We start from the raw sequence: 12,107 nt of genomic DNA on the forward strand, positions 1-12,107 counted from the left end.
AGCGACGCTCCAAGTGCTTGAATCTAGGCCGGTATTCTAACGACCACCTCGGCACTATCTCCGGCTTTTGGCTCGAAGGACGAAGATTTGGTCTTCGTGCCATTCACTTCAAGTGAGATGGCCCGGGCCTTTTTGTCGCGGACGACGCGTACCTTGATCTCGGCGCCCAGCATCTTCAGGGTTGCCGAATAGCCGTCCCAATGGCTGGGAAGTCTCGGCGTGAACTGGAGGCGCTGTCCGCGGCGCTCTATGCCGAGAATGCTCTCGACCGCGGCGCGATAAAGCCAGCCGGCCGACCCGGTATACCAGGTCCAGCCGCCGCGGCCGCCCTTGTCTTGCCCGGAATAAACATCGGCCGCGACGACGTAAGGTTCCACGCGGTAGCGCTCTGCCGCGGCTTCATCGAGCGCATGGTTGACCGGATTTAGCATCGACAGGCAACGGTAGGCATCGTCGGTGCGACCCATCTCGGCAAGCGCAATAACGAACCATGTCGCGGCGTGCGTGTATTGGCCGCCGTTTTCACGGACCCCCGGCGGATAGCTCTTGATGTAGCCCGGGTCCTTTTCCGTCTTCGAGAAGGGCGGAGTGAACAGTTTGACGATCTTGAGCTCGTCGTCGACGAGCGCTTTCATCGCCTGACCCATTGCCGTGGTCGACCGCGCCGGGTCGCCCTCGCCCGAAAGCACGCTCCAGGACTGGGCGATCGAGTCGATCTTGCACTCGTCCGACTTGCGCGAGCCGAGCGGCGTGCCGTCGTCGAAGCTGCCGCGCCGATACCACTCGCCATCCCAGGCGGTGCTTTCCAGCGCCCGCTTCAGCACCTCGGCGTGCTTCGTCCAGGCTTGCACGCGCTTTGCATCGCGCTCCGCCTTGGCGACATCGGCAAATTCGCCCAGCGTCTTCAGCAGGAACCAGCCCAGCCATACGCTCTCGCCCTTGCCGTGCTCGCCGACGCGGTTCATGCCGTCGTTCCAGTCGCCGCCGAGGATCAGCGGCAGCCCGGCCGGGCTGCTGCGCTTGACGGCAAGATCGAGCGCCCGCGCGCAGTGGTCGTAGAGCGAGGCTGTCTTTTTCGAGATTTCCGGGATGAAGAACGCATCGTGCTCGCCTTCGTTCAGCGCCTGCCCTTCGATGAAGGGCAGTTGCTCCTTCAGGATCGCGGTGTCACCGGTCACCAGCAGGTAGCGCGCGGTAGCGTGGGCCAGCCAGACCACGTCGTCAGAGATCATGGTGCGGACGCCGGCCTCGGTGCGCGGCAGCCACCAATGCTGTACGTCGCCTTCGGGGAATTGCCGCCGCGCCGCGTTGAGGATCTGATCGCGCGCCAGCTTGGGGTTATGCGCCAGCAAGGCCAAGGTGTCCTGCAACTGATCGCGGAAGCCGAAGGCACCGCTCGCCTGATAGAACGCAGAGCGGGCACGGATGCGGCAGGCCAGGCTCTGATAGGGCAGCCAGTGATTGACCATGGCGTCGAGTGCCTTGTCCGGCGTCTCGACCTGGATGGTGTCGAGAAAGCCGCGCCATGTGCGCTCGTTATCGGCCAGCCGCTGATCGAAATCCCTGGAGCGATGGGTCTGCACCAGCGCGCTGGCCTCGTCGGACGAGGCCGCGTCGCCGAGCAGCCAGAGCAGCGTGACGTCGCCACCGGCAGCGATGTCGATGTCGTGTGCGATGGCCGCGCAGGGATCGTCGCCGGCCTCTACGCGGCCCGACAGGTCGGCGCCGCTCAGCACCGCATGCGGAAACTCGCTCGTGCCTTGCCTGCCGATGAACTCGCCGCGATCGGCGGTGACCGAATGCACCGCACCGTCGGCGGCCAGAAAGGCGATCCGCTCGCCGAAATCGAGTCCATAGGGATTTTGCGCCAGCAATGCGCCGGTTGCGGCATCCCTCGACGGAACGATGCTTGCAGCGGTGCGCGAGCGATGGCCGCCAAGAACCCATTCCGCATAGGCGTAGACGCGCAGCCGCATCGGCACCGAACCCGAATTCTGGATGCGCAGCCGCGATATCTTTACCGGATCGACGGGATCGACGACATGGGTGAGGTCCATCGTCAGCGGCCCGCGTTGTGAGCGGAACGTCGAAAAACCCTGCCCGTGCCAGGTTTCGTAGGTCATTGTCGGGTCACGCACCACGGCAGCCATCGGCGAGAACGCCCTGCCACTGGCATGATCGTAGATATAGATGCCCTCGCCCGGCCGGTTGGTGACCGGATCGTTCGACCATGGCGTCAACTGATAGTCGCGGCTGTTGCGGCTCCAGGTGAAGGCAGCGCCTTCAGCCGAAATGTGGAAGCCGAACGATGGGTTGGAGATCACGTTGATCCACGGCTGCGGCGTCGTGCGCCGGCCGGCAAGACGCACGACGTAGTGGCGTCCGTCGCCGTCGAAGCCGCCGAAACCGTTCCATTGGTCGAGCCCGCTGCCGTCGACGCGGCCCTCGATCAGTGCCTGTGCGGCAGATGCTTGCGACGTCGGCACCGGCAAGGACGGCTCGCGAAGCGCTGCAAGGTCTGCCGGCTGGAGGGCGGCGTCCCGCGCCTGCAGTGCCGCGGCCTCGGCGCGCTCGATCTGGTCGAAGATGGTGCCGTTGCGCGTATGCAGCACCACCCGAGCGACGGCGAGCAAGGTCCTGTAGGTCGTTTCCTCCATCAGATCGCGGCGCACCGCGAAGATGTGCTGGCGGGGTCCGAGTTCCTTGCCGCGCAACCGGCTGTTTTCGCACAGCGTCTCCACCGCGCGCTGCAGGTCCTGCACGTAGGATGACGCCTGCTCGTTGACGACGACAAAATCGATCATCATGCCGCGGGCGCGCATGTATTCCTGGAAGCGAAGCGCCTGGGCGACGATCTCCAGATCGGCGACATCGGCGATCCTGACCAGGAAAATCGGAAAATCGCCGGATATGCTGGTCGGCCACAGGCTGGACTGCCTGCCGAGCCCGGAGACGATGGATTCGCCCGGAAGGCGCAGGAACGGATCGGGATAGATCAGATAGCGCGCCAGCTTCTGCACATTGGCGGCGTCGGACAGACTGAGGCCAAGGTGCCGGGTCTGCACCTGCGAGCGCGTCCAGGCGAGCATCGCCTGGCGGGCGAAGCTTTCGGGATGGTCGAGCCGGGCGATGGCCGCATCCAATTCGGCGCGATGGGTACCGACGACGGTCCAGAAGGTCAGCGAAATCTTCTTGTTGGCCGGCACCCGCACCTGCCGGCGAAGCGATGCGATCGGATCCAGGGTGAAGCCGGAATGGCCGCCAAGCTTGGCGCCGGGATCAAAGGCAGCCGCCTCGGTGATGGTGCGGCCGCGGCCGATGAAGGCGCGCCTGTCGGTTTCCGCCTCGGCGTCGCGCGCCGATCCAGACGGGTCGGTGACGAAATGCACCATGGTGACGTCCGGTTCGTCCTTCTCGCGCTTGCGCCTGGTGGCGAAGATCGCGCCGTTGTTCGGCGCGATCTCGGTTTCCACGAACATCTTCGAAAAAGCCGGATGAGCATTATCGGAGGGCTCGGAGCCTAGCACCAGTTCGGCAAACGAGGTTACTTCGATATGCCGGTCGGCGGGGCCATCATTGTGGAGCGTCACCCGTCGGCCTTCACCATTGCCTTCCGAGATGACGATGCACTCGACTTCCGAACGCAGCGATCCAATCGATTTGACGAAGCTCGCCTTGTCGTCGGAAAACAGCGTCTGCGCCCGCTCGCCGGCGGCACGCTTCGGCTCGGCGGTGGCCGACCACCAGTCGCCGTTACTGGCGTCGCGCAGGAAAATATAGGAACCAAGGCGGTCCTCGGTCGGATCCGGCTGCCAGCGCGTGACGGCAAGGTCGCCCCAGCGGCTGTAGCCGGAGCCGGTGGCGGTGACCATGACCGAGTAGCGGCCATTGGACATGACACTGGTCGAGCGCAGCGCCCTGAGCGGATCGAGCACGATGCGGGTGTCCGGGCTTTCCAGCTCGGTCTCGTCCTTCGAGCGCTCGTCGGCCTCGGTTCTGACGGTCGCAGTCGGGATGTCGCGCGGCGCCCTTTCCTGCAGCAGCAATTCGGCCGACTCGATCACCGGATCGCTGTGGAAGCGGTCGCGCAGGCGCCCTTCGAAGATCGCATCGGCAACTGCGGCAATCGACATGCCGGAGTGGTGGGCCATGTAGTTGAGCACGACGGCGTGGTCGGTGCCCTCGGGGACGCGTTGCGGCGTGAAATCCACCGCGTCGTAAAAGCCGTGCCGGCCCAGCGCGCCCAACCGCCTCAGCCTGGCCAGGTTCTGCACGGATTCATGCGGCGTGAACTGCGCTGCCAGCACGGTCGCGTAAGGCGCGATTACCGTATTTTGGCCAAGGCCGCGCTTCAGGCCGAGCCCGGGCACGCCGAAATTGGTGTACTGATAGGTCAGTTCACGGTCGCGGGCGTTGTAGGCCGCTTCCGAAATCCCCCAGGGAACGTTCTTCGAACGGCCATACTGGATCTGGCGCTTGATGATGAGCTTGCTGGTCTGGTTGAGAATGCTGCCTTGCGGCTCCTTCATCACCAGGGGCGGCATCAGATATTCGAACATCGAGCCGGACCAGGACATCAGTGCGCCCTGGAAGCCGATCTCGACGATCGGCCGGCCGAGCCGGAACCAGTGCTCGGTCGGCAAATCGCCCTTGGCGATGGCGAACAGGCTGGTCAGCCGCGCCTCGGAGGCCAAAAGATCGTAGCAGCTTTCGTCGAGCTGATGCTCCTCGACCCGGTAACCGATCGACAGGAGCTTGCGTTCGGGCCGCATCAGGAACGAGAAATCCATCTCGAAGGCGAAACGGCGCGTGCGCTCGCGCAACGTCAGAAGCTTGGCCCGCAATGCCGCGACGGCGTTTTCGTCGCTGTGCGCGTCGTGCACATGCGCCTCGCAGGTGGCTTCGAGCCTAGCCGCCCAATCGGCGATGGTGTCGCTCTGGGTCGACGCGGCCTCGGTGTGGATGGCTGTCGCGAGCTTGCGTATCTCGCCGGCCAGGACGGCCAGGTTGATGGTACGGATCGACGCCATCTCCGGCTGCGCCTTGATCAATTCGACCGCCCGCCGCATGCCGTCGAGACGGTCGGCGAGCCGCTGGCGCAAGGGCCGCAATTGACGCCGGTCGTCGGGCAGTTCCTCAAGGCTTTCGTCGAGGATGGTGACAGTATCGAGTATGCCTTCGAAGTCGCCCTGCACATGCACCGACGGCGCTTCGGCCCATTCGGCGCAGGCTGCGGCCACGGCCACCAGATGGCCGGCGAGATTGCCGCTGTCGACCGCCGAAATGTACAGCGGGTAGAGCGGCTTCAGGGTCGTCGTGTCGTACCAGTTGAAGAGATGACCGCGATCGCGCGGCATGCTCTCGATGGTCGACATGGTCGCGTCGATGCGGTTAACGGCGTCGGAGAGGCTGATCCAGCCGAAGTCGCGTGCCGAAATCACCGACAGCAGGTAGACGCCGATGTTGGTCGGCGAGGTGCGGGGCGCCACCACGGGGGCCGGGCTTTCCTGGAAATTATCCGGCGGCAGATGATGATGCTCGGCCGTCACGAAGGTCTCGAAATAGTGCCATGTACGCCGCGCCACGGTGCGCAGCGCGTGGATGTCGGCGGCCGATATGCGCAGGCGGTCCTCGGTTTCGGCCGAACGGCTGATCCAGCAGGCGATGGCGGGCGAGCCGATCCAGAACAAGGCAAAGAAGAAGGCGACGAAGGCGCCGGTGGAATCGGCCAGCACCGGGACGGCGAGGCCGACGACGCCGATGATCACGGCGCCGTACATGATGCTGTAGTAGGAGCCGAGATCGTTGTCGCTGCCCTTGTGTGCCTGCGAGGCGGTGCGCCATTCGAGCAGGTTCTGGCGGCTGACGAACAGGCGGTAGAGCGTGCGGATGATTGCGTCGCCCATCATCCAGGCTAGGTGCGCCATCAGGACGATCTTCAGCGCCACCAGGGCGGTACCGAAGGCAACATCGCGTGCCAGCGCCGAGAAATGGCCGCGCGGCGTCTGATCGCCGCTCTTCGGCAGGATGGCGTTGACGATGTCGAAAGTGGGCGCCATGAACAGCGTGAGGATCAGCAGCGCCTGCCATTGCGCGGCCTGCGTGAAGGGCAGCAGCGTCCAGCCGGCGATCGCGGCCATCACCCAGAAGATCGGCGTCACCGAGCGGCGCAGATTGTCCACCATCTTCCAGCGCGACAGCGCCGGCACGTTTGAGCGCGGGCCGAGGATGAAGCCCAGAAGCTGCCAGTCGCCGCGTGCCCAGCGATGGTGGCGCGACGCATCGACCGAATAGCGGGTCGGATAGTCCTCGACCAGTTCGACGTCGGTGACCAAGGCCGAGCGCGCCAGGGCGCCTTCGAGCAGATCATGGCTGAGGATGGTGTTTTCCTCGATGCGGCCCTTCAGCGCCGCCTCGAAGGCGTCGACATGATAAAGACCCTTTCCGGTGAAGGAACCGTCGCCGAAGATGTCCTGGTAGAGGTCCGACACGGCAAAGACGTACGGATCGAGCCCGCGATTGGCGGAAAAGACACGCTGAAAGAACGATGCCTCGTCGCCGCTGGTCAGCGACGCGGTGATGCGCGGCTGCAGGATGGAATAACCTGCCGTAACCTCGCGCCGTGCGACGTCGAAATGCGGACGGTTGAGCGGGTGGCAAAGCTTGCCGGCCAGCGCGGCGACGGCATCGCGGGTGGTGCGGGTGTCGGCGTCCAGCGTCATCACGTGGACGACGCTCTCCGGCAATGGCACTTCCAACGGCAGGAAGGTGGTGTCACTGTCCCCGCGCAGCAGAAGGTTCAATTCGTGCAGCTTGCCGCGCTTGCGCTCCCAGCCCATCCAGACGCCTTGCGACGCGTTGTAGAGCCGGCGCCGATGCAGCAGATAAAAGCGCGGTGCGCCTTCCGAGGGATAGCGGGCGTTCAGCCTGGCGATTTCGGCACGTGCGAATTCGAGGATTTCGACATCCGCCGTATCGATCTCGGTCTTCGAGTCCGGCCAGTCGGAAAGCAGCGCGAAATAGACCTCACCCGCCGTGTTGGCGAGGTGATGCACCTCGATGTTGCGGATGTTCTCCTCCACATCGTCGCGCGAGCCGATCAGCGACGGCACCACCACCAGCGTGCGCGCCTCCGGCGGCACACCGTGCCTGAAATCATAGCCGACAAGACGCGTCGGTTTCAAAAACAGCGAGACGACGGTATTGAAGAATGCGAGCGCGCCTTCGCTGGCCGGCACCGCGAACAGGGCCAGCATCAGGACGATCGACGGCACCGACAGGCCGAGATTGGCAAGCGCATTGCCGGAAACGACCAGAAGCAGGACCGTCAGCGCAAACACCGGCACGACGATGCCCAGCCATCCGGTCTTGCGGAACGTCCGGTTCAGCGTCTTGCCGATGGTCGGCCGGTAGCCGATCGACCGCTCGAGCTCCTGCCGGCGCGGGCCGACCAGAAAGAAGCCGACGTCGGTGTGAGCGATCGGACCGCTTTCGGAGCCCGGTGCATCGGCAGCATGGCCGGCGAGCTCGATTGCCCTTTCGGCAACGCGAAATTCGGAGAGATCGGAACGGCGCGCCAGCTCCTCGATCGCAGTCCGGTATTGGTCGCGCGAAAAGAAATCGAGCGCGGCGAAATCGGTGCGTTCGCGCAGCAAGGTGTCGATGCGGCTGACGCCCTCGAACCACACCGTCCAGTCGACGTCGTTGATCAGGCGCAGGCCGCGGATGATATTGCCGGTGGTCACGTTGCCGCTGGACAGCGTGTGGTGCTCGCTGAGGATGATCTCCTCGGCGTCGGAGCCGGTCCTTTCCAGCTCGCCCTCCAGCCATTCCAGCGCCCTGCCGGCATTTTGCGAGCCGTCACGCAGCCGGTAGAGCAACTGGGTGGCGAAGGTGGTGTCCTGCGCATGGGCGCTGTAGTGGGAAAGTATCGCCTGCCGGTCGGCGCTGTCGTCCGTCGCCAGCACACGGTCGGCGACCTCGTTGGCGATCTGGCGCAGTTCCCGCGTGCGATTGACGCGGACCGCGATCCGGCGAAGGTTCTCGATCAGGACGAAGCGCAGCAGCGACGGCAGCGCCCATAATTCGCCAATCTTCAGCGGCTCGACGGACTGGAAGCCTTCGACAATCGCCTTAAACATGGCCGACGAGACGGAACTGTCGGAATGGGCGACATAGGTCCATGCAACCGCCAGTGCGCGCGGCACGCTGGACCCATCCGACAGTTTCAACGTCGGCAACTGGCGGTAGAAGCGGCGCGGCAGGTCGCGCTTGACCTGAAAAATGGTCTCCTCGACCAGATAGTTGTTGTCGAGCAGCCACTGCGCCGCGGGCGTGATCGTTTCGCCCCTCGCCTGGGCAGCGTTGGTGGAACGGTAGACATCGAGAATCTTCCTGGCGCTGTCACGAATGCGCGCCTGAAAATCGAAAGGCGTCAGACCGAACAACTCCTTGGCATCGCCATTGGCAAGGGCTGCGCCCAACGCTCGGAGCCGATCTTCCGGCAGGAAATGGGAGCGTATCGGCTCGTCGGTGACAGCCGGGAAGCTGGCGCTCGTCTTTTCGATCTGTGCGAGATTGGTCTGGATATTCATCTAAGGTTCCGTGTTGGGGACGCAGTGCGGCGTCACCGCCACGGCAATGTCCCTAAAACCGGTCCAAATGCAATTGGTTGCATCGCAACACTTGGCCGAAAGTTTGTTTCCGCACCACGACAAGGCGTCGTCTTTCGACAACTTCCAGGCGAGCACTATGAGCATCGTTTCGGCTTCTGATCGGCGGAAGATTCAGGCTTTTTCGTGATGCAGCGACCAGCTTACGCGATATTTGGCCGGCGTCACGATCATGTTTGGAAACAGACGTTAATCGTTGCCGGCAATGCGGTCGATGCGGATCACGAACAGCATCGCCGGCCGGACGGGGTCCAGGTGCAGTTCCGGCGCTTGCGCCCCGAGCAACAGCGCATCGAGCGGCCCCAATTGCATGGGCGCCGCGCCGGCCACGCTGAGTTCGCCGTCAACGCACAGAATAAGTGTTTCATCGGCTTCGGCCTGGATCTCCGTCGGAGCCGAAATCAGCAGGCGCTCGACCGTGTGTGTTGCCCGGGCGCGGCGGGTCATGACGTTGAGGTCGGTGATCGGGCCAGCGATCAGCGTGGCTTGCGTCGGCACGTCGGCTGGAAAGGCAAGCGGGCCGGAAGCCTTGGTGATTTCGACCGGCGGCCGGCCGGCGATATCGAGGACCATGCCCTCGCCTTCCAGCAAGGCCAAGGTCCGGTCGACGCCAGCGAAGCCGGAGAACGGGCCGCTGCCCTCGACGCGCGCCATCGAGACACGCCAGTCGAAATCGTCGAGCCCGGCACCTGGCGGCGACACGACAATCTCCGTCGTCACCCCGCCGCCGTTCTTCCACGGCATCGACCGGTATTCGGCTGCCCGAAGGATGCGCAAGGCGCGGCTCAGCCCAAAATGCCGGGCAGGTTGAGCTGGTTCTCCCTGGCGCACTCGATCGCGATGTCATAGCCGGCATCGGCGTGGCGCATGACGCCGGTCGCTGGGTCGTTCCACAGAACCCGCTCCAGGCGCTTGGCCGCCTCGGGCGTGCCATCGGCGACGATGACCATGCCGGCATGCTGCGAAAAGCCCATGCCGACGCCGCCGCCATGGTGCAGCGACACCCAGGTGGCGCCGGACGCCGTGTTGAGCAGGGCATTGAGCAGCGGCCAGTCGGAGACGGCATCCGAGCCGTCCTTCATCGCTTCCGTCTCGCGGTTCGGCGAGGCGACCGAGCCGGAATCGAGGTGATCGCGGCCGATGACCACCGGCGCCTTCAGTTCGCCCCTGGCGACCATCTCGTTGAAGGCGAGGCCGAGCCGATGGCGGTCGCCCAGGCCGACCCAGCAAATGCGCGCCGGCAGGCCCTGGAAGGCGATGCGCTCGCGCGCCATGTCGAGCCAATTGTGCAGATGGGTGTTGCCGGGCGTGAGTTCGCGCACTTTGGCGTCGGTCTTGTAGATATCCTCGGGATCGCCGGAAAGCGCTGCCCAGCGGAACGGGCCGATGCCGCGGCAAAACAGCGGACGGATATAGGCCGGCACGAAACCCGGGAAGGCAAAAGCATTTTCGAACCCCTCCTCCTTCGCCACCTGGCGGATGTTGTTGCCGTAGTCGAGCGTCGGCACGCCGGCATTCCAGAACGCCACCATCGCCTCGACATGCTCGCGCATCGACGCGCGGGCAGCTCTTTCGACGGCCTTCGGGTCGCTGCTGCGCTTCTCGCGCCACTCGGCAAGCGACCATCCCTTGGGCAGATAGCCGTTGAGCGGGTCATGCGCCGAGGTCTGGTCGGTGACGATGTCGGGGCGCACGCCGCGCCGCACCAGTTCCGGCAGGATGTCGGCGGTGTTGCCGACGAGGCCGACCGATTTCGCCTCACCGGCTTTGGTCCAGCGCTCGATCTTTTCCAGAGCCTCCTCAAGCGTGTCGGCGCGTTCGTCGACGTAACGGGTGCGCAGCCGGAAATCGATGCGGTCGGGATCACATTCGACGGCCAGGCAGCAGGCGCCCGCCATGACCGCGGCGAGCGGCTGGGCACCGCCCATGCCGCCAAGGCCGCCGGTCAGTATCCACTTGCCCCTGAGATTGCCGCCATAGTGCTGGCGGCCGGCCTCGACGAAGGTCTCATAGGTGCCCTGCACGATGCCTTGCGTGCCGATGTAGATCCACGAGCCGGCCGTCATCTGGCCGTACATCATCAGGCCCTTTCTATCGAGCTCGTTGAATTTCTCCCATGTCGCCCAGTGCGGCACCAGGTTGGAATTGGCGATCAGCACGCGCGGGGCGTCAGGATGAGTGCGGAACACCCCGACCGGCTTACCCGATTGCACCAAAAGCGTTTCGTCGTCGCCGAGTGTCTTCAGCGAGGCAACGATGCGGTCGAAATCGTTCCAGGTGCGCGCCGCCCGGCCGATGCCGCCATAGACGACCAACTCGTTGGGGTTTTCGGCGACCTCTGGGTCGAGATTGTTCATCAGCATGCGCAACGGCGCTTCCGTCAGCCAGGTGCGGGCGTTGAGCTCGCTGCCGCGCGGGCTGCGCAGTTCACGGATGTTGTGGCGAGGATCGGTCATGATTGTCCCTTTCGAATGAAGCGCGCCGCGCGTCAGCGCTCGGCCCAGGCGATCGCGGTTTCCAGGATCTTTCTCAGCGTGACGCGGATTGGCGTCGCGAATTCGGCATCGTAAGGCACCGGCCAATTGCCGGGCATGCCCTTGCCTTCGGGCTCGCGCAGATAGCCGCGGTTGGACAGCTCCATCTGCAGCGCGTGGACGCCGTTTTGCGGCTGGCCGAAATGGCGCGTGATCCAGCCGCCCTTGAAGCGGCCATTGACGACGAAGCTCTCGCCGGTTTCGCCCAGAATCTGCCTGACTTTCTCCTGCAGCGTCGGATCGGCGCTCTTGCCGTCGTTGGTGCCGAGATTGAAGACCGGTAATTTGCCTTCGAATAGGCGCGGCAGCACCGAACGGATCGAATGGCAGTCATAGACAACGATCTTCCCATGCAAAGCGCGCAGCCTGTCGACCTCGGCCTGCAGCGCGGCATGATAGGGCAGGAAGAATTTTTCGCGGCGTCCGTCGATCTCCGACGGGCCCGGCTCTTCACCTTTGCGGTAGAGTGGATCGCCGTCAAAGGTCTCGGTCGGACAGAGCCCAGTCGTCGTCTGGCCGGGATAGAGCGAGGCGCCGGACGGATCGCGGTTGACGTCGATGACGGTGCGCGAAATCGCCGTATGCACAACGGTCGCGCCGAGGTCTTCTGCGAAGTCATAAAGCTTGTCGATCCACCAGTCGGCGTCACGGCGGCCGAGCCAGGGCGAGATTAGCCGGCTGTCGAGGCCGGCGAGATCGATGCCGGTATGCGGGATCGAAACCAGCAAGGGTGCCGTGCCTTGGGTGACGGTAAGCCAGGAGGGCGAGGTCATCGGAAGTCTCCGCGTGACAGAACGCAACTCTGCGACCGTCTTTGAACACCAATCTCGCTTTTTGCAGGTTGCGACGTATTTTGTTCTTGCTTTGTGCCGGCAGCTATGCTACTAATTTGGCTATGGTG

General features: G+C 64.4%; 4 protein-coding genes. All 4 read right to left on the minus strand.

Features of this window, described 5'->3' with window-relative positions:
* Positions 1-23: 23 nt before the first annotated feature.
* The 4 genes from NKH98_RS21055 to hutG all read right to left on the minus strand — a co-directional run bounded on the left by NKH98_RS21055 (position 24) and on the right by hutG (position 11,979).
* A complete protein-coding gene (locus tag NKH98_RS21055) occupies positions 24-8,594 on the minus strand; it encodes a glycoside hydrolase family 94 protein (protein ID WP_352901266.1) in 8,571 nt (2,856 codons plus the stop codon).
* 267 nt (positions 8,595-8,861) lie between these two features.
* Entirely contained in the window at positions 8,862-9,449 is a 588-nt protein-coding gene (locus NKH98_RS21060) for a HutD/Ves family protein (protein WP_352901269.1), read from the minus strand.
* Between the two features lie 8 nt (positions 9,450-9,457).
* Complete coding sequence (gene hutU / locus NKH98_RS21065) at positions 9,458-11,128, minus strand: urocanate hydratase (RefSeq protein ID WP_352901272.1); 1,671 nt, start codon at positions 11,126-11,128, stop codon at positions 9,458-9,460.
* 32 nt (positions 11,129-11,160) lie between these two features.
* Positions 11,161-11,979: an N-formylglutamate deformylase gene (hutG, locus tag NKH98_RS21070; protein ID WP_352901275.1), complete on the minus strand. Its 819-nt coding sequence runs from the start codon at positions 11,977-11,979 to the stop codon at positions 11,161-11,163.
* Positions 11,980-12,107: the final 128 nt, after the last annotated feature.

The organism is Mesorhizobium sp. M0833 (genome assembly GCF_040319905.1).
Lineage (GTDB): Bacteria > Pseudomonadota > Alphaproteobacteria > Rhizobiales > Rhizobiaceae > Mesorhizobium.

Bases quoted from the DNA above. Each gene is read 5' to 3' on its own strand.
- NKH98_RS21055 (WP_352901266.1), bottom strand. From the start codon at position 8,594: ATGAATATCCAGACCAATCTCGCACAGATCGAAAAGACGAGCGCCAGC.
- hutU (WP_352901272.1), bottom strand. From the start codon at position 11,128: ATGACCGATCCTCGCCACAACATCCGTGAACTGCGCAGCCCGCGCGGC.
- hutG (WP_352901275.1), bottom strand. From the start codon at position 11,979: ATGACCTCGCCCTCCTGGCTTACCGTCACCCAAGGCACGGCACCCTTG.